Source organism: Defluviitoga tunisiensis (genome assembly GCF_000953715.1).
GTDB lineage: Bacteria > Thermotogota > Thermotogae > Petrotogales > Petrotogaceae > Defluviitoga > Defluviitoga tunisiensis.
Genome location: NZ_LN824141.1, coordinates 342,996 through 364,983 on the forward strand (window position 1 = coordinate 342,996; position 21,988 = coordinate 364,983).

Annotated in this window: 18 protein-coding genes; 13 read left to right on the top strand and 5 right to left on the bottom strand. The window is 30.7% G+C overall.

Annotation, left to right across the window (positions count from 1 at the left end; translation table 11 throughout):
- Window positions 1-25: 25 nt before the first annotated feature.
- Window positions 26-3,283 (bottom strand): PD-(D/E)XK nuclease family protein, encoded by a 3,258-nt coding sequence (locus DTL3_RS01635; RefSeq protein ID WP_045087246.1) that lies wholly within the window; start codon window positions 3,281-3,283, stop codon window positions 26-28.
- Between the two features lie 17 nt (window positions 3,284-3,300).
- A complete protein-coding gene (locus DTL3_RS01640) occupies window positions 3,301-3,750 on the bottom strand; it encodes an early set domain-containing protein (RefSeq protein ID WP_045087247.1) in 450 nt (149 codons plus the stop codon).
- A gap of 233 nt (window positions 3,751-3,983) precedes the next feature.
- Here DTL3_RS01640 and DTL3_RS01645 point away from each other — a divergent pair, with 233 nt between their 5' ends.
- Window positions 3,984-5,576, top strand: coding sequence for a DEAD/DEAH box helicase (locus DTL3_RS01645; protein ID WP_045087248.1), 1,593 nt, complete (start codon window positions 3,984-3,986; stop codon window positions 5,574-5,576).
- Window positions 5,577-5,680: 104 nt separating this feature from the next.
- Here DTL3_RS01645 and DTL3_RS01650 read toward each other — a convergent pair whose 3' ends face one another.
- Window positions 5,681-6,163, bottom strand: coding sequence for a FumA C-terminus/TtdB family hydratase beta subunit (locus DTL3_RS01650; protein ID WP_407919244.1), 483 nt, complete (start codon window positions 6,161-6,163; stop codon window positions 5,681-5,683).
- Between the two features lies 1 nt (window position 6,164).
- Entirely contained in the window at window positions 6,165-6,986 is an 822-nt protein-coding gene (locus DTL3_RS01655; protein WP_045087250.1) for a fumarate hydratase, read from the bottom strand.
- A gap of 228 nt (window positions 6,987-7,214) precedes the next feature.
- On the opposite strand from DTL3_RS01655, the gene DTL3_RS01660 reads away from it, so the two are divergent.
- The 8 genes from DTL3_RS01660 (at window position 7,215) to DTL3_RS09505 (ending at window position 17,443) form a co-directional block, all read left to right on the top strand.
- Window positions 7,215-8,243, top strand: coding sequence for a LacI family DNA-binding transcriptional regulator (locus tag DTL3_RS01660; protein ID WP_062198228.1), 1,029 nt, complete (start codon window positions 7,215-7,217; stop codon window positions 8,241-8,243).
- Between the two features lie 69 nt (window positions 8,244-8,312).
- Window positions 8,313-10,673 carry a glycoside hydrolase family 94 protein gene (locus tag DTL3_RS01665; protein WP_045087251.1) on the top strand — a complete coding sequence of 787 codons (2,361 nt, stop codon included), beginning with the start codon at window positions 8,313-8,315 and terminating at the stop codon, window positions 10,671-10,673.
- A 237-nt stretch (window positions 10,674-10,910) separates the two neighbouring features.
- Window positions 10,911-13,934, top strand: a complete 3,024-nt coding sequence (locus DTL3_RS01670) for a glucoamylase family protein (RefSeq protein WP_052670244.1) — start codon at window positions 10,911-10,913, stop codon at window positions 13,932-13,934.
- A gap of 42 nt (window positions 13,935-13,976) precedes the next feature.
- The gene (locus tag DTL3_RS01675; protein WP_052670246.1) at window positions 13,977-15,176 is read left to right on the top strand and encodes a sugar ABC transporter substrate-binding protein; all 1,200 of its coding nucleotides are present in this window, start codon (window positions 13,977-13,979) and stop codon (window positions 15,174-15,176) included.
- Between the two features lie 78 nt (window positions 15,177-15,254).
- Entirely contained in the window at window positions 15,255-16,133 is an 879-nt protein-coding gene (locus DTL3_RS01680; RefSeq protein WP_052670248.1) for a carbohydrate ABC transporter permease, read from the top strand.
- 32 nt (window positions 16,134-16,165) lie between these two features.
- Window positions 16,166-16,999, top strand: a complete 834-nt coding sequence (locus tag DTL3_RS01685; protein WP_045087253.1) for a carbohydrate ABC transporter permease — start codon at window positions 16,166-16,168, stop codon at window positions 16,997-16,999.
- A gap of 131 nt (window positions 17,000-17,130) precedes the next feature.
- Window positions 17,131-17,289 (top strand): hypothetical protein, encoded by a 159-nt coding sequence (locus tag DTL3_RS09580; RefSeq protein WP_171820572.1) that lies wholly within the window; start codon window positions 17,131-17,133, stop codon window positions 17,287-17,289.
- Complete coding sequence (locus tag DTL3_RS09505; RefSeq protein WP_144403457.1) at window positions 17,252-17,443, top strand: alpha/beta hydrolase-fold protein; 192 nt, start codon at window positions 17,252-17,254, stop codon at window positions 17,441-17,443. The genes DTL3_RS09580 and DTL3_RS09505 overlap by 38 nt, the downstream gene beginning before the upstream one ends.
- A 59-nt stretch (window positions 17,444-17,502) precedes the next feature.
- Here DTL3_RS09505 and DTL3_RS01690 read toward each other — a convergent pair whose 3' ends face one another.
- On the bottom strand, window positions 17,503-17,769 hold the full coding sequence (locus tag DTL3_RS01690) for a thioredoxin family protein (RefSeq protein ID WP_045087254.1): 267 nt from the start codon (window positions 17,767-17,769) through the stop codon (window positions 17,503-17,505).
- Window positions 17,770-18,034: 265 nt separating this feature from the next.
- Between DTL3_RS01690 and wrbA the strand changes: the two genes are divergently transcribed.
- From wrbA to DTL3_RS01710, 4 genes are all read left to right on the top strand, one after another.
- Window positions 18,035-18,646, top strand: coding sequence for an NAD(P)H:quinone oxidoreductase (gene wrbA / locus DTL3_RS01695; RefSeq protein ID WP_045087255.1), 612 nt, complete (start codon window positions 18,035-18,037; stop codon window positions 18,644-18,646).
- 162 nt (window positions 18,647-18,808) lie between these two features.
- Entirely contained in the window at window positions 18,809-19,465 is a 657-nt protein-coding gene (locus DTL3_RS01700; RefSeq protein ID WP_045087256.1) for a winged helix-turn-helix transcriptional regulator, read from the top strand.
- A complete protein-coding gene (locus DTL3_RS01705) occupies window positions 19,465-20,634 on the top strand; it encodes a DegT/DnrJ/EryC1/StrS family aminotransferase (RefSeq protein ID WP_084217086.1) in 1,170 nt (389 codons plus the stop codon). The genes DTL3_RS01700 and DTL3_RS01705 overlap by 1 nt, the downstream gene beginning before the upstream one ends.
- Window positions 20,635-20,668: 34 nt before the next feature.
- A complete protein-coding gene (locus DTL3_RS01710) occupies window positions 20,669-21,976 on the top strand; it encodes a nucleotide sugar dehydrogenase (protein WP_045087257.1) in 1,308 nt (435 codons plus the stop codon).
- The last annotated feature ends 12 nt before the right edge of the window (window positions 21,977-21,988 follow it).

A 21,988-nucleotide genomic window follows, 5' to 3' on the forward strand; every position in this document is an offset into this window, starting at 1 on the left:
TAATAAACTAAAATTTGTTATATATTTAATAGTTTTTGTTTTTTATACTTTTAAAACCATCTTTATAGCTTAAAAGTTGGCATAAACTTTTAAATTGACAAGAAGCATAATTATTTAAACAATTGTATTCTTTTTCATTAGAATCTGCACAGTTATACTTTTCGCGCATTTCTTTAAAAAATCTTTTTATTTCACTTTCTTTGTAAACAACCGGGGTAAATCGAGATTGTTCGATACTTTTCAAAATCTTTTCTAACCAGACTTCAAATTCCTTAAAATCAAAAGAAACAAATTGGGTTCTTTTCCCAGATTGAGGATAAATAATTTTGTCTTTCTGTATTTTTATAAATTTTTTGTTAATATTGTCTTTTTTTGTGACATGGAATTTAAGAAAAACATCATTATGAGTCAATTTATTCTTCCATTCTTGTGAGTTTATGAGAACTAAATAGTAAATAAGAAGTTGTTCACTCTGAAAACTTTTTGAATTTTTATAATCAACTATTGAATAAGCTGAAGGAAGCAATTCATCATCAAAACTATCCAATAGATACATATAATTACCATTCAAAAGATCAATCCTATCAATTCGAGTTTCTATAGCTAAATTTTTGAATATACCTACATCTATAGTAGCAGTTAGCTCTAGTTCTGTTTCTAATACTTGACTAAAAGTTAGTTTCTTATTTTTATCAATTTGAATATAATTTTCCAGCAGCGCTTGAATTGCGCCATACAAATCTTCAACAAATTGTTCTATTACCACCTCTTTTATTGCTTGATATGAATAGAAAAAATCATCTACATAATCATCCCATATATTTTCTAAAACTAATCTAATTTCATCTTTTAACTCTTTTTCATTTAAAAATTTATGTGACATAGAAGGATAATCCGGATAGTTACTAAACAACTCTTTCAAAGACCTGTGTTTTATAAGTCCTTCAAAAAAAATGTTAAAATCCTTATCTCCCTTTAAATGAACAATTTGGCTCAAATAAAATTTAAATGGACAATCTACATATGTAGATATCTTTGTGTGACTTAATTTCCCCAATTCTGTTTTATTAGATAAATTCCAAGAATGGTTATTAATCTGTTCAACAAATCTCTTGCTTTCAACCAAAAATTGTTCGGGCAGAAATTCTTTCTTGTCATTTAATAGGTAGTATATAATCGCTTCTCTTTCAGAATATATATTATTAGGCTCTTTTGGCAGATTCCCTTTTATAAATAAAAAATTATCTGAATAATGAATGTTTTTAAAAGTTTGCCTCATTTCTTTTTCATATGGGGAAGGAACAATAGGATCTCCATTTAATTGTGCTTTTGCATAAGTAAATACAATATTTTCTGCAAATATCATGGAAATAAATAAATTTCTTCTACTTATTTTTTCTGAGAACTTAGACATAGAAACACCTTGATTATCCAAAGAAGAAAGAAAAGGATTTACTTTAATTGATGGGTAATTGTCTTCTGTAAAATTAATAAAATATTTATATCTTTTTTTGACAAATCTCGAATCTTCAAGGCTCATTATTTCCACACAATTTGCATACCGTTCGGTTTCTCTAAAAGTATTTATTTGTATAAGTGAAGAAATTATTTTATAAAACTTATCTATATTAATTTTTTGATCTTCTTTTATAATCTTTTCTAAACTTTTTTCAACATTTAATAATAACATTTCAAATGTCTTAATTGCATTGATCTCGCTTTCAATTAAGTTTACATCTAAATACTTGTTAACTATATTAAAATTTATATTACCGTTATCTATCCATTTTCTTATTAACTCTCTATAATCCGAAATTGTGATACTTTTTTTCTTTCTACCTGTTTCTTGAACTTCTTGCAAAATATTAAATATATTTTGCAAACATCTTTGTAATTCTGATAATTCAATTAGTTCTGATTGAATTCTTTCTGTCTCTTCAGTACTTTTTACAAGGAAAATTCTTTTTTTTATTTCATTTTCTATTGTAGTTAGCCATCTATCTTTTCTTTGATTTAATGATGACTTTTGAACATCATAAAATAAATTAATTTTTTTTAGATAATATTCTATCTCATCTATGGTTAATTCAGTTCTTCCACCATATCCTCCTTCAACCATAGCCAATAAATCCTCAACTTCACAACCTTTTACTAATGTTTTAATAGGTTGAAGTAAAATTAGCACCATTTGACTTTCTGCTAAAGGTATATCGTTTTTTAATCTATTTGGAACTTTAATCTCTTCTAAATAGTCAGATACTAATCTAGCAACAGAAGTATTAGGAACAACGATTCCAAAATCATCTGGAGACAGGTCCTCATTGATTAGCTTACGTTTTATGTCTTTAGAAACATATTCAATCTCAGTAATTTCATTATTCATCGGTACAAAATATATTTGTGCATCATCATAAACTTCTTTTAAACGTCCATTAGTATGCCAATTATCGAAAACAAAACCTTCATCTTTAAGAAAATTATGTATCTTTCTTATAGGTTCAAAAGCCCTATCCTGAATCTCAAACCATGTAATAAAATGTACTTCTTCAAAAAGTTCAAAAAGTACTTTTAATGTTTTATTAATTATAGGAGAAATGTCAAAAAAACCAGAGATTATTACTCTTTTTCCTAAATATTTTTTACCCTCATTTCTTAATATTTCAGGAAATATTTCATAGAACCATTTATATACACTTACAGGGTCATAATTTCTCTGGTATTTAATTGACATATCAAATTTGGTGGAAAGCACATCTTCCAAACTTTTTTCTAACTTATTATAAAGTTTATACAAATGAGAATCAACACTTATTGAATCATTTAATATTTTATATTCTTCAGAAGCAGAAACAACTTTTTCATCTTGTACCCTTGAGATTTCCCATTTTTTTTCAAATATTTCTAAAAGATATTCTACAGATTTTTGTGAATTAGAAATTACATTTAAATATTGAGAAAATTCTTCATCTTTCTTTTCACTTTCTATTAAACCTATAATCTCATGCTCTAAATAAACTTTTAAGAAATCTCTATCTAAAATAATCGCATCAGGTTCATAAAACTTAAGTAACTCTGTAATATATTGATTAATAACCATAAACGCATTACGATTGATAGTTTTATTCGTCTTCAATGCAATTTTTTCTGCTACTTGTTTTGCATAAAATCCTGAAGGAGCTATAAATAAAAAATCTAGAGGATTTTCTTCATAAAATGGAAAGATAAAATCAGAAACTTTCTCAAAATGGTCATTTTTTAAATCTAACATGTGAACTTTTTTCATTTCTTTTATATATCCTCCTACCAACTTTCTATCTCATCACGCACTACATCTCTATTATATTCAAACTTATATTTTCTATTTTCTTTTTCATTTCCATAGAAATCTTTTTCTATATAATCAGAGAATCCTAAATTATAATTATACAGAATTTCTGTATTCGGAGGCATCTTGATTATTAACTGATAGGTACCATCTTCGATCTTTTCAAATCTATAGTTTTCATCTCCAACAAGCCAATTGTTAAAATTACCCATCATATAGATAGTAGCATCTTCAGGAGTATTTTCAGGAACAGAAATTATAATAAAAGTAGTTTCAAAAAGATTTTCATCGTCCTCAGAAAATGAAGGTATTTGTGTAGAAATATCGGATGGCTTTTGAGAAGTTGTTGGAGCCTTATTGAACGAAACTCCTAAAAGAACGATAATTAATGCAAAAGGAATAAAAATTTCCAAAAATCCTTTCATAATAAGTTCACCTCTCAATTAAATAAGCCATTATTAGACAAATTATACCACGAAATGATGAATTTTTTCTTTAATTATTGGACTGCTATTCATAATTGAAATAATTTAACATTATAAGTAAACAAATTTTTATAAACAAGTAATTACTAATTGAAATAATTTGTGTTATAATGTTTTGAGAAGTTTATTAGAGACCCATTCTCAAATTTATGAACTAAAAGGAGTTATGTTACATGGAAAAATTTCAAAATATGGGTCTTTCCGAATCGACATTACACGCGATTTCGAATAAAGGTTACAATGAACCAACTGCCATTCAAGAAATGGTGATCCCATTCCTCTTATCGGGGGAAAGTAATGTAATCGGACAGGCTCAAACAGGAACAGGCAAAACAGCAGCATTTGGTATTCCTATGATTGAAAAACTTAAAGAGAAGGCAGGTTATGTTCAGGCACTTGTACTAACGCCTACGAGAGAATTAGCGGTGCAAGTATGCGAAGAGCTAGATTCTCTAAAGGGAAATAAAAAACTTAAAGTTATTTCAATATATGGGGGAGTTTCAATTAGTGAACAAATTAGAGCTTTAAAGAAACACGTTGATATTGTGGTGGGTACCCCAGGACGTATTATTGACCATCTCAATCGTGGAACCTTAGACATTAGCAATATTGAATATTTAATTATTGATGAAGCGGACGAGATGCTAGATATGGGTTTTATAGAAGATGTTGAGTTTATTATTTCAAAAACCAACGAAAAGAAAAAAGTACTAATGTTTTCAGCGACTATTCCAGCAAGAATTATCTCATTGGCAAAAAAATATATGGGAAAGTTTGAGATAATTTCTACAATCAAAGATAGCAAGGAAGATTTGACTGTAAAGAAAGCAAGACAAATTTATTTTAAAATTCAAGAAATTGATAAAATCAATCTTCTAATTAGACTCATAGATTTAGATGATGATTTTTATGCTCTTGTTTTCACCAATACGAAAGTTCAATCTGAAGAAGTTGCTAACAGATTAATTGAAAACGGATATGAAGCTGAGGTTTTAAATGGTGATGTATCACAATATCAAAGAGAAAGAATATTAAACAAATTTAAGGACAAAAAAACGAAGATATTAATTGCTACTGATGTTGCAGCACGAGGAATTGATATAGACAATCTTAAATACGTAATAAACTATTCACTTCCACAAAATCCAGAAAACTATATTCATCGCATTGGAAGAACAGCAAGGGCAGGTAATGAGGGTACTGCAATAACTTTTGTTACACCAAGAGAATTTAGAAAATTTTTATTTATCAAAAATTCTGTAGGCTCAGACATTAAAGAAGCCAAAATTCCTAATATTTCAGATATTATCAATTCTAAAATTGATAGAATTAAAGGCGATATAGTTGCTTCTTCTTCTGAAAATGTCGAAAAGATTTATAAATTATTGGCACAAAGAATTTTAGAAGAATCTGAAGAAGACCCTGAAACAATTATTTCTAGTATATTAAAGTATTTTCTAAAAGATACTTTAAATACAAAAAAATACGAAGAAATAAGAAAAGTGGAAAGAAATACCACTTTTAAAAACACTAGATTGTTTGTAGCATTAGGAAACAGCGATAATATATCTCCCAAAAAATTGGCTGAATTTATTGAAAAAGAAACGGGTATCAGCAAAAAAAATATAAGAAATATACAAGTGCTTGAAAAGTTTTCCTTTGTTTCTGTTCCATTTGAAGAATCTCAAGTAATTTTAGAAACCTTCAAACGTAAATCAAAAGGTAGAAAACCACTTGTTGCTGAAGCCAAAAATCAAGGAAAATAGAAACTTTTTTAATAATTCAATAAATTAGAGATAAAAAAGCTTCGGAAATTTAGAGTAATAACCGAAGCTTTTTATTATTTATATTAGAGAAAAATTATATATAATTAAAAAATTTGATTCCCTAAGCTATCTATTGCAACCATCATAGGAAAATCTTTGACTTCTATTCTGTAAATAGCTTCTGGACCTAATTCATTAAAGGCTACTATTTCTGCATCTACTACACATTTTGAAAGATAAGCTGCTGCTCCACTTGGGGAAATGAAGTATACTCTTTGATATTTTTTACACAGTTCAACTGCAAGATTTGATCTTTTTCCTTTCCCTATAGTTGCTATAACTCCAAGATAATACAACATTTCAAGAAATTCGTCCATTCTCTCACTTGTTGTGGGACCGATTGCTCCTATCTTAAGGTTTTTTGGAGGCTTTGCTGGTCCTGCATAGAAGATTATCTTCCCACCTAAATACACAGGAATTTCTTTACTACTAGCAATTAGTTCTCTCAGTCTTCTTTGCGCTGCATCACGCATTACTATTAATTCTCCATTATATTTTAAAGTTTCACCCACCTTTAATTTCGCCATCTCATCGATCTTCAATGTCAATCACACCTTTTCTACAAAGATAACAATCAGTTGAAATACCAACAGGTAGAGTTGCAATATGAGTAGGAAAAGCCTCAATATGAACTGAAAAAACTGAAACTCCTTTCCCTAATCCTTGAAATCCAATCTTTAATTCATTCAATCTTTTTATCAATTCTATTTCTAAGCTTGCATATCGAGATTCAATATTTCTTTCTTTAAAGTTTTTTGTTAATGCTAATTTTGACAGAATCATAGCTTCATCTGATGTCCCACCAACTCCAATACCAACATGCAAAGGCGGGCAACCTTTGGCACCATTTTCCTTAATGTGTTCTATTATAAGTCTCTTAAAATCTTCTATATTTGAAGAAGGTCTCATCATGTACAATCTTGAAAGATTTTCGCTGCCTCCCCCTTTAATCAAAAACCTTATCTCTAAATTATTACCCTTGGTCTGAAATATATGAATAATAGGTGGGGTGTTGTTTTGTGTATTTTTTCTTTCAAAAAGTGGATCTTTTACAACAGAATATCTAAACGGATTCTGAGAATATACATTTTCTACAATTTCATTTAAAGTATCGGTTATAGGCTCTTCTAGTCTAACTCCATAACCAATAAAAACAAAAAACTCTATTACACCGGTGTCTTGACAAAGTGGAATTCCTTCTACCTGAGCAATTTTATAATTTTCCTTCAATACTTCACAAAAAGGGCCTTTATATTCATCCACGAAGTATTTTACCTCTTCGTTAATTATACAATTCTTCTCAACTAATGATTTACTTAATTTTTCCACTATTTCATTTTTAAATATCATTATATATGTACTCTCCTTTTAATTAACATTAGCTGGAAAACAATATAATTTTATCACAATTATTCTTTAAGTTATATTTGTTAGATCTTCAAAGATATTCGCTAATAATTGCTTTTATTTCCATTTATTCTTATCTTATCGGCTGTAATCCGATTTTATTTTCTGTCTAATTATGATTATAATACTAGTGAAGCGGTTAAGAAAAATAATTTATCTGGAGGATTATAGGTGTCTGCAAAAAAAATAAAGAATTCAAAATTAACTATAGATGATATTGCAAAATTAGCCGGAGTATCTAAAGCCACTGTTTCATACGTAATTAATGACAAACCAGGAGTTAGCCAAGAGCTTCGATGCAAGATTAAAAAAATAATAGAAGATTGCAATTATGTTCCCAACTCTGCTGCAAGAGGCTTAGCAGGTGAAAAAACGCATTTTATTGGTCTGGTTATTCCTGATGTCTCTGATATGTTTTACGCTAATATTATTAGAGGTGTTGAAAAAACATCTAATAAATATAACTATTTATTAAACTTATATACAACTCACGGAGAAGAAGAAAAAGAACAACGCGTTATAAAGTTGATAAACAGTAGCATGGTTGATGGTTTAATTATAATGGCTTACTATATTAAAGATAATTTCATAGATTTTTTAAAAAATGAAGGAATTCCATTTGTATTCATCGATTATCCAACTAAGGACGAGGAAATATATTCAGTTGTTGTGGATAATGAAGCTGGAGCATTCGAAGCTGCTGAATACCTCATTTCATTGGGACACCAAAAAATTGCATTTTTGGAAGGTCACGAAGCAGCGTGGGATTCAAGAGCTCGCTTCATAGGTTTTTTAAAAGCTTTAACAGTAAATTCGATTGAATTCAATCCTTTACTGGTTGAAAAAGGAGATTTCACTAGAGAAGGCGGCTATAAAGCAACTAAAAAATTGTTAGAAAAAGGAGAAGAATTTACAGCTATATTTGCATCAAACGATCAAATGGCAATTGGTGCTGTAAGGGCTATAAAAGAAAAGGGATTAAAAGTTCCTGATAATATTTCTATTATAGGATTTGATAATATAGAAGCGAGTTCAATAATTGATCCTCCTTTGACAACTGTGATGCAACCAATATACGAAATAGGAAAAAAAGCCACAGAAATTTTAATACGTTTAATAAATGAAGAAAAGATTGAACAAAAGAAATTTATGTTAAAGACTAAATTAATTAAGAGAAATTCTTGTAAGGCTTTAAATTAAAAAAGTTATTTTTTGGTTTAAAACTTAACCGATTAAGTACCATTCAATTATAAGTAGGAGGTTCTAAAAATGTTTGAAACAGAGTACGGTTTTTTCACTCCTGATGGGAGAGAGTACGTTATCAAAACACCTATAACTCCAAAACCATGGATTAATGTAATTTCAAACGGTGATTATGGTTTTGTTATTTCTCAAGCAGGATCAGGTTACAGTTGGAGAACTCACGCAAGCCTAAATAGAATTACTCGTTGGGAACAAGATTTAATAAAAGATGACTGGGGAAAATACATCTATATTAAAGATGAAGAAAGTGGAGAATTCTGGTCTCCAAGTTGGAAGCCTGTGTGTAAAAAACCACAAGATTTCAAAATAAGACATGGACAAGGTTACTCAATATTTGAAACCAGATACTTTGATATTGAAACAAAACTTACAATGTTTGTTGCAAAGGATGATCCAATAGAGATATGGCATTTAAATATCAAAAACGTCTCTAATAAATCGAGAAAATTGTCTACTTTTACTTACTTAGAGTGGAATTTAGGTGCAGCTCCTGATTGGCATCGAGAATTTCATAAAACATTCATCGAAACTTCGTTATTAAATAATTTGAACTGCATAATAGCTGAAAAGAGAATGTGGGAAATACCCAATGAAAAAGGTCAAAACTGGAACAGAAGCTGGGAATATACAGCTTTTCATGCTGTTAATGAGAAGGTAAGTGGTGCAGAAGGATCGAAAGATAAATTTTTAGGTAGATATAATTCACTATCTAATCCTCAAGCTCTTTTAGACAGTAAATTAACGAACACTTTTGGAAAATGGGAAGATTCTATAGCTAGCTTAAAAAACGATATTTCTCTGGAACTTGGGGAAGAAAAAACCTTGATATTTTTATTAGGAGCGGTTAAAAAAACAGGTGAAAAGGAAAATTTGACTTCTCTTATCAAAAAATATCAAGATGAACAAAATGTAAAAACTGAATTAGAAAAAGTTAAAAAAATGTGGGAGGAAATGTTCTCAAAATTTACGGTTGAAACTCCAGATAAAGGACTTGATTTTTTAATTAATAGGTGGCTAAAGTATCAAGCTATTTCTGGTAGATTATGGGGCAGAACAGCTTATTATCAAACTGGTGGTGCTTATGGTTTTAGAGATCAGTTACAAGATAGTCAAATATTTCTATATATAGATCCTGAAAAAACTAAAAATCAAATAAAACTCCATGCAGCTCACCAATATAGTGATGGAAGTGTTCTTCATTGGTGGCATCCTATTTCTGAAATAGGTCTTAAAAATAATATATCTGACAATAGATTATGGCTCACTTTTGTAACCGTCAAATATTTAAAAGAAACGAATGATTTCGAATTTCTCAAAGAAAAAGTTAGCTTTCTAGATGGCGGAGAAGGAACTATATATGAACACTGTATTAAAGCCATAAACTATAACTTAGAAAGATTAAGTAGTCGTGGTTTACCTTTGATAGGTGATGGTGACTGGAATGATGGAATGAATGCCGTAGGAACAGAAGGCAAAGGAGAAAGTGTTTGGCTTGGACACTTTCTTTATGGAATACTTCAAGAGTTTTCTTACGTATGTCAAAAGGTAGGAGATATAAAAAATAAGACAAGATTTTTGAAAGAGGCGACAACACTAAAGGAAAACATTAACAAATACACTTGGGATGGAGAATGGTATACAAGAGCCTATAAAGATAACGGTGAGCCTTTAGGAAGTAAAAATTGTGAGGAAGGTAAATTATATTTAAATGCACAGACTTGGGCGATCATAAACGATACTGCAAATCAAGAGCGAAAAAAAATTGCATATCAATCTATCAAAAAATACTTGTTTAAAGATTATGGTCCACTTCTTTTCCAACCTGCATACAAAACCCCAGATCCCAAAATAGGATACTTAACAAGATATGCCCCAGGTGTAAGAGAAAATGGAGGATTATATACACATGCTGGGACATGGGCAGTTTTAGCAGCAGCAAAAATGAAAGATCCTGATACCTACAATATATATAAAAGCTTCATGCCTATTTATAGAGGTATGGAACCTGAAAAATATCTTGCTGAGCCTTATGTAACTCCAGGAAATGTCGATGGACCCGACTCTCCATACTTTGGAAGAGGTGGATGGACTTGGTATACTGGTTCTGCAGCATGGTATTTTATTGTAGGAGTTGAGGGAATTTTAGGTTTAAAACCAGATTGGAACGGATTAATAATAGATCCGCTTTTGCCAGAAGGATGGAAAGAAGCTAATGTCAAAAGATATTTTAGGGGAAAACTTTTAAACATTACCTACAAAAAAAGTAGTGAAAAAAAGATACTTGTAAATGGGAAAAAGTTAGAAGGTAATCTTTTGAATCCAAAAGATTACAAAGAAGAAATTTTAAATGTAACAGTCTATTACTAATTTTTGGGTTTTAGAAACGAAGTTTTTCGAAAAAACGTTTTGAATTTAAAGTGTGTCGAGTGCGGAGCCTTCCCTATTCCTTAGAACAAGAATTGAAAAAGTTAAAGAAATTAAGAATTAGTAAGGATTCGAAATAGTGAGGTATTTTGTAAAAAAATCAATTCTAAAACATATATAATAAGGATTTTAGAATTTCTAAGGTGGGTAAGTACATATTATGCGAGGAGGTAAGAAAGAATGAAAAAAGTAACGTATTTACTGATGGCTGTAGTACTACTTTTTAGTTTATCTATTTTTTCACAATCCCTTATTCACAGTTTTGAATATACTCATGATTTAAACAATGATAACTCAGGATCGACCTTTGAATTAAGCGAAAGATTTGTATATGAGGGTAAATACTCAGCAATCATAGTGCCCTCTGGAGAATCAGCCGAAACAAAGATGGCTTTTGAATTATCTGGAGAAAGATTGAACAATTGGTTAGGGAACGACACTTTAAGGTTAGCAGTTTATACCAAACCTGTCACATCTTTGAAGCCTAATAAATTCTTTTTAGGCATGGCAGATGTTACAGAAGGTTGGAAATGGGTAGATGGAATATTTTCTGAAACAGAACCAAAAGATGGATGGAATATTGTAGAATACAAACTTAATGATAAGATGAAGGATGTAATACTAGATGGAAAATACATGCTTTATTTCTCTTTTATGCATACTCAAGGAGTTACGAACATTCCTTTGAAAGATCCTTTTTACGTAGACAATTTAATAGCTTTAAACTCAGAAGAGCCTGAAATCGAAAGAATATATATTTGGTCTATGGATAGTGAAGAAGAGATAGGAACTTTTGGTAATGATAATACAGGGGCAAAATTTGAATTAGTAAAAGATTTAGCCGCTGAAGGTTTATACGCAATGAAAGTAATTCCTGATGGTGAAGCAATCGAAGCAAAAATCGCTATTGAACTATCTGGTGAGAAAGTACCTCTTTGGATGGGCAGAAACGAAGTAACGATGAACGTTTATATTCCAAAAGAAAATAAAATTAAACCTACTATGTATTTCTTAGGTATGGCAGATGTTACTTCTGGATGGGAATGGGTTGGAGGAGTATTTTCCGATACTCAAGTAAGTCCTGGATGGAACAAAGTAAAGTTTGAAATTGCAGGTAACATGAGCAATTTGGTAGAAGGAAATAAATACATGATTTATCTCGCATTTGCTGGTTTCAATGAAAACAACGTAAAAACTCCTCTATATGAACCATTCTATGTAGACGGAATATTTGTTGAAAAATCAAGCAAGCCTACGTTCGAAGAACTATTAGCTATGGCTCCATCAAACATCAAAGAAGAAGTACAAACCCTTTTAGAATTAGATGATGAAGCTTTGCTCGAAGAAATTCAAAAAAGAGCTTTTTTATATTTTTGGAATGAAGCGAACCCTCAAAACGGTTTAATAAAAGACAGAAGCACAAACAATTCTCCAGCTAGTATAGCAGCTGTAGGAATGGGACTGTGCGCTATTCCAATCGGAATAGAAAGACACTGGATTTCCTATGAACAAGGATATGAAAGGGTATTAACAACGTTAAAAACTTTTGTTGAAGGAAAGGTAGAGGGATTAAATGGTTTCTTTTATCATTTTGTAGACATGAATGACGGGAAAAGAGCCGGCAATAGTGAAATCTCTTCAATAGATACTGCCATACTTATTGCTGGAGCACTAACATCAGGCGCTTATTTCAAGGATACGGAAGTTGAAATACTTGCAAACAAATTATACGAAAATGTAAATTGGCAGTGGATGTTAAACGGAGAAGACACTTTATCGATGGGATTCAAACCTGAAGCAGGCTTTTTAGGAGCAAGATGGGATTCATTTAACGAAGGATTATTAGCTTATGTATTAGCAATTGGTTCTCCAACATATCCTATATCACCTGATTCTTGGGACAAAATATTTAGACCTGTTAAAAATGATACATACATATATTTGCCACAAGAAACTCTATTTGTGTATCAATATCCAAATATTTGGATAGACTTTCGAGATAAAGAAGATAAATACGCAAATTATTTCAACAATGCAGAAGCTGCTACCAGATATAATTGGTTGTTTGCGGTGCAAAATAGATTCAAATACGAAACATATGACATGGATATTTGGGGCCTTTCTGCAAGCGACGGCCCAAATGGATACAAGGCTTATGGTGCGGTTGATGGTAATCATGATGGAACTGTCGCTCCATATGCATCGATATCTTCGATACCATTCACTTATGATCTTTCAATGAACGCTATCAGAGGTATGTTAAGTAAATACGGGCCTTTGGTATGGGGAGAATATGGATTCTATAGTGCGTTCAATGTTGACGAAATTTGGTTCTCAGATCAATATATAGGAATAGATCAAGGAGATATTATCTTAATGATTGAAAACTATAGATCAGGATTGATATGGAATTTGTTTATGAACAATGAAAATATTCAAAGAGCTTTAGATGAAATAGGTTTTGTTAATAAAGAATCAGATTATGCAGTAACACCTTGGTACGTTGAAGAGTACAAGAGACTTCTTACCAGCTCGGAAGAAAAGCTTGCAGAAGCTCCTAAAATTTCTCATGTAATGATTGATGGTAAATTAACTGAATGGGAAAACATTCCAAGATATTCAGTAACAGAAGATATGAATGTACCTGCAGGTGGTATAAAACCCATTGATAAAAAAGCTCAAATATTGCATAGTTATTTTTCAGTTGCTTGGGATGATGAAAACCTATATATTTCAGCAGATGTATATGATGAATACGTTGTAATCAATATTACTCCAGATGACGTTGGAGGATACTACAGAACAGATTCTGTTGAATTCTATATAAATCCAAGTATCGCAGGTTCTAATGCTGGATTATTTAAAATAGCAATTCTCCCTTTTGATACAGAAGGAAATGTACAAGCTGTAAGACACGAAGATGCTAATCCTGGACCCATATCCAAATCTGCTTCAAAAGTTGAAGTTGCATCTAACAGAACTGATTATGGTTACATAATTGAATTAAAAATCCCTTTTGAATATTTAGGAATAACAAATCCTCAACCAAACCTTAAATTAGGTTTTAGCTATACAATCCATAACTCAAATAAAAAAGATGCTTCTCTTGGAGAATACGTTAGAGAGAATATTATATCTTGGAATCCTTTACCCGATATCTGGGCTAATCCACAAAATTGGGGAACAATTGAATTAAAGGAGTAAAAGTAAAAAATAAAACTATATTAATATAGGAGGTGCAACGCTATGAAAAAAAGTGTTATGATTCTCAGTATTTTATTGTTAATAATTTCATTCAGTTTTGGAGCAAAAAAGATAACTGTATGGGCTATGGGTGAAGAAGCTAAAAGTCTAGATAAGTTGGCTCAAATATTTATACAAGAATATCCTGAGTATGAAGTTAATATACAAGCTATTCCTTGGGCAAACGCTTTTGATAAAATTTTAACTGGAATTGCAGGAAGACAAGTCCCAGATGTAGCCCAGATGGGAACTACATGGATGGCTCCTTTCGGAAGTATGGGAGCTTTTGAAAACCTTGAACCTTTTGTTAAAAACTCAGAAATTATACAAGAAGATACTTTCTTTAAAGGTTCTTGGGAAACTGGAATAGTAGATGGAAAGCTACTAGGTATTCCTTGGTATGTAGATACAAGAATTTTATATTATAGAACTGATCTACTATCAGAAGTAGGTTATGAGCATGCTCCTTATAATTGGGATGAATTGTATAACGCTGCAAAAAAATTGACTGAAAAAGGAAAATACGGTATTACTTTATATCAGCCTCAGGACAATTACCAAATTTTATTACCCTTCGTTTGGCAAAATGGTGGAGATATCTTGGACGATAAAGGAAGAGTTATTGTAGATCAGCCAGAATTCGTTGAAGCATTTGAATATTATACAAGATTTTTTACAGAAAAACTTGCACCTATTGGAGGAGGAGGAAATTTATTCCAAGATTTTGCATCAGGAGATACACCTATGTTTTTTTCAGGACCATGGATGGTAAGTATGATCAGAGAACAAATTCCTCAAATCGAAGGTAAGTGGAATGTTGCTTTAATGCCCCAAAAGAAAACAAGAACTTCATTTATGGGAGGAAGTAACCTAGTTATATTTAAAGATTCAAAAAATAAGGAAGGAGCTTGGAAATTCATTGAATTCCTTTCAAGACCAGATATACAAGTTAAGTGGTATCAATTAGTAAATTCTCTTCCAGCATCTATAGAAGCATGGAATAGTCAAATATTACAAGCTGATCCAATGATTGCGTTATTTGGCGAACAATTATTTGATGCAAAAGCTCCTATTAATAAACCAGAATTCCAAGAGATTTCTGTGTCAATAGATAGACGAGTTGAAGAGGCTATATATGGTAAAAAATCCCCAGTAGAAGCAGCAAAAGATCTAAAAAATGATATTGAAAAGATTCTTAAATAATAATTTTGTATTATAAGACCCTCTCTCCAATAAGGAGAGAGGGCATTTAGAAATCTAAACAAGCAAGGAGAGATAAAATTGAAAACTCCATTAAAGGCAATTATTGCTTTTATAGGTCCTTCAATAATTTTACTACTGATTTTTATGTTAATACCAATATTAGTATCACTAACTCTCAGCTTTACTGATTTTAATGTGTTTGCAATATATGATTGGAGCAACGCTAGTTTTATAGGTTTTGAAAATTATAATAATTTAATGAAAGATCCACTTTTTTGGAAAGCGTTGCTTAATACTTTATACGCCTTAGTAGTAGCAATGCCATTAACAATAATTTTAGCTTTAAGTTTTGCTGCATTACTAAACAGAGAAACTACATATTTTAAAAATTTTTTCAAAGTTAGTTTTTATCTTCCTTCTATCACAAACACTGTTGCAATTGCCATAGTGTGGGCCTGGATGCTGAACCCAGATTATGGATTAATCAACTGGTTTTTGGGTTTATTTGGAATTCAAGGTCCAAACTGGCTTGGAGATCCTGCATGGGCTATGCCATCTGTAATAATGCTTGTAGTTTGGAAAGCAGTTGGATATAACATAATTCTTTTTACGGCAGGCTTACAAAATATTCCAGATTATTTATACGAAGCTGCAGAATTGGATGGAGCTTCAAAGTTTCAACAATTTCTTCATGTTACCATCCCGGCATTAAGACCAACAATTTTTTTTGTAACGGTTATGACAATTATAGGTTATCTTCAACTATTTGAAGAACCTTATATGTTAACTAGTGGAGGTCCTCTAGATTCGACCCTATCTATAGTCTTATATCTTTACAGACAAGGATTTAGATTTTTTAAATTGGGATATGCTTCTTCTATTGCTTTTGTATTGTTTATAATGATATTTGCACTAACTTTTATTCAAATGAAAGTTGGTAAAAATATTGAAGTCTAAATCTAACTAACCTAGATTGGAGTGTGCTTGTTATGAGAAAAATAAAAGTATCACCTATAGAGCAAATCGTTGTACACCTAATATTGATAATTTGGCTACTTATTTCGGTAATTCCCTTTTTGTGGATGCTTTCCACATCGTTCAAAGGACCCGGGGAAATTTTTCTCTTCCCACCTAAATGGATTCCTAAAAATCCAACACTCAAAAATTATAAGGATTTATTTCAACAAATGAATTTTGGACGACCTTTCCTAAATTCTATAATTGTTTCTCTTTCTACAACCTTTTTATCTGTTGTATTAGCAACTATGGCAGGTTATGGTTTTGCCAAGTTTAATTTTAAAAACAAAAATGTTTTATTTTTGATCATATTAGGAACGGTCATGGTTCCAGGACAAATTACTATGATTCCTGTTTTCTTATTATTAACTAAACTGAATTTACTAAACACTTATTGGGGTTTAATATTGCCTGCATTAGCAAATGCATTTAATATATTCTTTATGAGACAATTCATAAGTGGCATTCCGGACGAATTAATAGAAGCAGCAAAAATGGATGGTGCTAATGAAGGATGGATCTTTTTCAAAGTAATTCTTCCTTTATCAAAACCCGCAATGGCAGCTATTACTATATTTACTTTTACAGGATCATGGAATAACTTTTTATGGCCATTAATTATAGCTACAGATGAAAGCATGTATACCCTACCTGTAGCAATTTCAGTACTTGGAGGTCAATATACGGAAAATATCGCAATGCAAATGGCCGGCTCTGTTATCGTCATTTTACCTTTAATAATAGTATTCTTATTCACACAAAAATATTTCATCAAAGGTATTACTTTTACTGGATTAAAAGGATAAATTAAGATCGTTGAATGTTATTCATTTAGTAGATAAATAACATTAATTCCTTAATGATTTACTATAATGGATAAAACAAAAATCAAACTTATTACGTCTAAAATATGTGTCTTTATAATGGAGGAACTAATATGAAGAAAAATAATACAACTATTTTAGATTTATTATCTATTGAAATGATGAAAATATCAATGCATGAAGAAAGAGGAACTGTCGAACATAGATATTTTTTTCTAATATTCTTCAAAAAAAGTGGCGTACTCTATTTATCTACCAAAATGTTATGCTAATTCTAATTTACGCTATCCTGTTATTTATTTACTACACGGATCTGGTGGAGATGAGTATCAATGGATAAACGGTGGAAAAATAGATATTGTCGCAGAACTACTTATAAAAAAAGGTGAACTACCCCCCAGCATCAAAGTTTATGTCTCAGCCTAAATAAACTCTAATTAAGAAAATTTTAGTTTAGCAATATTTTCAACTTTTTTAGGCAATGTTTAGTAAGTTGAATAATATCTATCTAAAAAGTTTTTGATCTCATAGCTTCCAAAATAACCTGAAAATCTTATTAGTTCATAGTTTTCTTCATTCAAAAAAATAATAGTTGGAACAGAAAAAACCGTCAATTGACCAGCTTTTTCCTGATTATCAGATAAATCAATAATCTCATAAGGTATATTGTATTCATTACAAATTAGAATAAACTTAGGTAAAAAGTCCTTACAAACAGGACAATTATTACTTTTAAAATAAAGTGCTTTCATTATATGTATTCCTCCTTTATCCATTTGCAATTACTAACCTTAAAAATTGTTAAAATTTTAATCTATATATATCGCTTCCTAACCGACTACAATTTTTTATACTATTGAGTCACATTCGAAAATATGAATAGAATTATGCCCTTGTTAATTTTATAAATTCTTTTTTATGTATGCTCATAAATTATTATATATTTTAAATATTTTTAAAATATTAATGTTATCATAAAAAGAGACTAAAATTGTCTTAATTAAAGGAGGTTATTTTATGGCAAGAATAAGTATAATTTTTTACAGTATGTATGGTCATACATACAAAATGGCAGAAGCAGAAGCTCAGGGGGCTAGAGAAATTGAAGGCGTTGAAGTAAATATTTATAGAGTTCAAGAAACTGTTCCAGAAGATATCCTAATAAAATCGGGCGCAAAAAAAGCCCAAGAAACCTTTAAACACATTCCTATTGCTACACTTGATTCTTTAACACAAGCAGATGCTATAATATTTGGAACGCCAACAAGGTTTGGAATGATGGCTGCTCAAATGAGACAGTTTTTAGACACGACAGGAGGATTATGGAGTAGAGGAGAATTAGTTGGAAAAATTGGAAGTATTTTTACTACTACTAGCACGCAACACGGAGGACAAGAATCCACTATATTGAGTTTTCATACAACCTTGTTACATCATGGAATGATAATTGTGGGGTTACCTTTTACTTTGCCTGCTTTAAGTGATACTTCTAGCGTTCACGGAGGAACTCCTTACGGTGCTTCAGCAATTGTTAATTCAGAAAATAACTCCCCTACAGAATTAGAATTGGAGATCGCAAAAGTACAAGGAAAAAGAGTTGCAGAAATAGCAAAAAAACTTTTTGTGTAAATTTATAAATAAAATCACTAACCCTAAAGCGAACGCTTTGGGGTTATTTATTTTAGTTAAGAAATGAGATAAATTAAAAACTTGACATTGATTATATGAAATGTTATAATGAAATAAATCATTCACTTAGTGAGTGAATTAAAGTTTTAAGGTGGTATCTTAATGTTAAACATAGAAAAATATACTTTTTTTAATCCTTCTCCAAATTTCAGGGAAATGATGATATTAAAACTAATCTCTGAAGACAACGATATTTCTCAAGATAAAATATCAAAAAATGTTGGCATTGTCCCATCTATGGTTAATAAATATTTAAAAGATTTTGAGGAAAAGGGATATATACTAAAATCTGGAGAAAACAAAAGAAATATGACCTATCAACTAACCGAACAAGGAAAAAAGAGGTTGCAATTCCTTACTGTAAGTTTTGTTGATGAGGTATCAGAATTATACTTTGATACAAAAGAATCTTTTAAAAAGGTTCTCCATACAATAAAAAAAGATAACCTTGAAAACATCTTGCTATATGGTGCTGGTGTGGTTGGTGGAATAGTTTTAAAAATATTAAAAAGCGAAAATGTTAATGTTATCGGCTTCCTGGATGATTCTATCTCAAAACAAGGTGATCAGTTAAAGGGTATAGATATATATCCTCCAGAAAAAGCTAAGGAAATAACTTATGATGCGTTAATAATTGCTTCTTTTAGACATTATGAAAAAATTTTAAACAAGGCTTTAGAGAGAAATTTAGAAAAATTATATGTTTTTCAAATAGATGAGGAAGGAAATATCTCATTAAGAAAGGGGGAGCAAAACTAATGGAGGAAAAGATGCAAGTTCCTCTTTTTGATTTAACTCGTCAATACAAAAAAATAAAAAAAGACGTGCTTAAAAATTTAGATGCTGTTTTTACATCTGGAAATGTAATTATGGGAAGTAATGTTAAAATGTTTGAAAAAGAGATAGCTAATTATCTTGGAGTAAAATATGCTATAAGCGTGGCAAATGGTTCTGATGCCCTTAGACTTTCGGTTCAGGCACTTGATATAACAAAAGGAGATTACGTTATTACTACACCATATACTTTTTTTGCAACAGCAAGTGCTGTAGTTTTAAATCAAGCAACTCCTATTTTTGTCGATATAGAAGAAGATTTTTACAATATAGACTTAGATCAAGTAGAAAAAGTTCTACAAACACATCCAATGAAAAAAATGATAAAAGGTATAATCCCTGTACATCTTTTTGGCAAGACTGTTGATTTAGAAAGATTAGAAAAAATTAAAAATAATTATAAAATAGCCGTTATTGAAGATTGTGCTCAATCTATAGGATCTGTTTGGTACTATTCAAATGGCAAAAAAAAGTGTAGTGGAACGGTTGGAGATCTAAATACATTTTCATTTTTTCCTACAAAAAATCTTGGCGGTTATGGTGATGGTGGTTTAGTTGTTACAAACGATGAAAAGTTAGCCGATCGAGTTAGAAAACTAAGAGTTCACGGAGCAGCAAAAAAATATTATCATGATGAAGTTGGATACAATTCACGATTAGATGAAGTACAGGCAGCTATTTTGCGCATAAAATTAAAAAACTTAGACTATTACATTGAAAGAAGAATAAAAAAGGCACAATATTATAGCAAATTTTTTGAAGAAAAAGGTTTGGATAGATATATAGCCTATCCAAAATATTTTAATAACCGAGTTCATGTCTACCATCAATATGTAATTTCCGTCAAAAACAAAGAAGAACGTGACAATCTGAAGAAATTTCTTAAAGAAAACGGAATTGAAACGGGAATTTACTACCCATTAGGTTTACACCTTCAAAAATGTTTTGAAAATCTTGGTCATAAAGAAGGTGATTTTCCAATAACCGAAAAAGCTACAAGAACAACGTTAGCTTTACCTATGTTTCCAGAATTAACCAAATATGAACAGGAATACGTTGTTAATAAAATAAAAGAGTTTTATACCAGTTTGTAATTCTTTTTAAAATAAACAAAGGGGGTAAAAATCGATGGCTTTACTAGAAAAAATACAAAATAAATCCGCAAAAATTGGTGTAATAGGGCTAGGTTATGTTGGATTACCACTAGCTGTAGAAAAAGCTAAAGCAGGATATACCGTACTAGGATTCGACATTCAGGAAGAAAAAGTTGATAAAGTTAATAAAGGTATAAATTATATAGGTGATGTAGTCACTTCCGAACTAGAAGATATAGTAAGAGATGGAAAATTAAGTGCAACAACTGATTATGATAGAATAAGGGAATGTGACGCAATAATGATATGTGTCCCTACTCCACTCAATAAATACAAGCAACCTGATTTAAGTTTTGTAATTAATTCAACTAATGAAGTTGCTAAAAGAATGAAAAAAGATACTCTTATAGTTTTAGAAAGCACCACTTACCCAGGAACTACAGAAGAAGTTATGCTACCAATATTAGAGCAAAATGGTTACAAAGTAGGCGAAGACTTCTTTTTAGCTTTCAGTCCCGAAAGAGTGGATCCGGGTAATTTGGTTTATAAAACAAAAAATACCCCTAAAGTTGTTGGTGGCGTAACAGAAAAATGTACCATGCATGCAAAATCATTATATGAAAGGGTTTTAAACGCTGAAGTTTTTACAGTTTCCTCTCCTAAAGAAGCTGAAATGTCAAAAATTCTAGAAAACTCTTTTAGAATAGTAAATATAGCTTTTATCAACGAAATGGCTATTCTTGCTAAAAAAATGAATATTAATATTTGGCAGGTAATAGATGCCGCTGCAACAAAGCCTTTTGGATTTATGCCGTTCTACCCTGGACCTGGTGTCGGTGGACATTGTATACCAATAGATCCTTTTTATTTAACCTATAAAGCACGAGAATACGATTATCATACTAGACTCATTGAGTTGGCTGGTGAAATCAATGATTATATGCCTGAATATGTAGTTGAAAGATTAATGGATATCTTAAATAACAATAAAAAATGCTTAAATGGTGCAAAAATTTTAATGCTGGGTGTCAGCTATAAAAATGACATTGATGATTTGCGAGAATCCCCTTCCTTAAAAGTTCTAGAGCAATTGGAAAGTAAAAAAGCCAATGTATTAATACATGATCCCTATGTTAAACAATTCAAATATAAAGATCATTTATATACAACTATAGATTTAACAAAAGAAATATTAAATGAATCTGATGCTGTTATTATTACTACTGGACATAAAAAAGTTGATTATGAATTCGTAGCAAAAAATGCAAATATTGTTTTTGATACCAGAAACGCTACTAAACATATAAAAGACAAATATCCCCAAAAAATAATATTAATTTAATATATTAATTCA

Coding starts and splice junctions, on each gene's coding strand:
- DTL3_RS01635 (WP_045087246.1), bottom strand. CDS start 3,283: ATGAAAAAAGTTCACATGTTAGATTTAAAAAATGACCATTTTGAGAAA.
- DTL3_RS01640 (WP_045087247.1), bottom strand. CDS start 3,750: ATGAAAGGATTTTTGGAAATTTTTATTCCTTTTGCATTAATTATCGTT.
- DTL3_RS01645 (WP_045087248.1), top strand. CDS start 3,984: ATGGAAAAATTTCAAAATATGGGTCTTTCCGAATCGACATTACACGCG.
- DTL3_RS01650 (WP_407919244.1), bottom strand. CDS start 6,163: ATGGCGAAATTAAAGGTGGGTGAAACTTTAAAATATAATGGAGAATTA.
- DTL3_RS01655 (WP_045087250.1), bottom strand. CDS start 6,986: ATGATATTTAAAAATGAAATAGTGGAAAAATTAAGTAAATCATTAGTT.
- DTL3_RS01665 (WP_045087251.1), top strand. CDS start 8,313: ATGTTTGAAACAGAGTACGGTTTTTTCACTCCTGATGGGAGAGAGTAC.
- DTL3_RS01670 (WP_052670244.1), top strand. CDS start 10,911: ATGAAAAAAGTAACGTATTTACTGATGGCTGTAGTACTACTTTTTAGT.
- DTL3_RS01675 (WP_052670246.1), top strand. CDS start 13,977: ATGAAAAAAAGTGTTATGATTCTCAGTATTTTATTGTTAATAATTTCA.
- DTL3_RS01685 (WP_045087253.1), top strand. CDS start 16,166: ATGAGAAAAATAAAAGTATCACCTATAGAGCAAATCGTTGTACACCTA.
- DTL3_RS09580 (WP_171820572.1), top strand. CDS start 17,131: ATGAAGAAAAATAATACAACTATTTTAGATTTATTATCTATTGAAATG.
- DTL3_RS01690 (WP_045087254.1), bottom strand. CDS start 17,769: ATGAAAGCACTTTATTTTAAAAGTAATAATTGTCCTGTTTGTAAGGAC.
- wrbA (WP_045087255.1), top strand. CDS start 18,035: ATGGCAAGAATAAGTATAATTTTTTACAGTATGTATGGTCATACATAC.
- DTL3_RS01700 (WP_045087256.1), top strand. CDS start 18,809: ATGTTAAACATAGAAAAATATACTTTTTTTAATCCTTCTCCAAATTTC.
- DTL3_RS01705 (WP_084217086.1), top strand. CDS start 19,465: ATGGAGGAAAAGATGCAAGTTCCTCTTTTTGATTTAACTCGTCAATAC.
- DTL3_RS01710 (WP_045087257.1), top strand. CDS start 20,669: ATGGCTTTACTAGAAAAAATACAAAATAAATCCGCAAAAATTGGTGTA.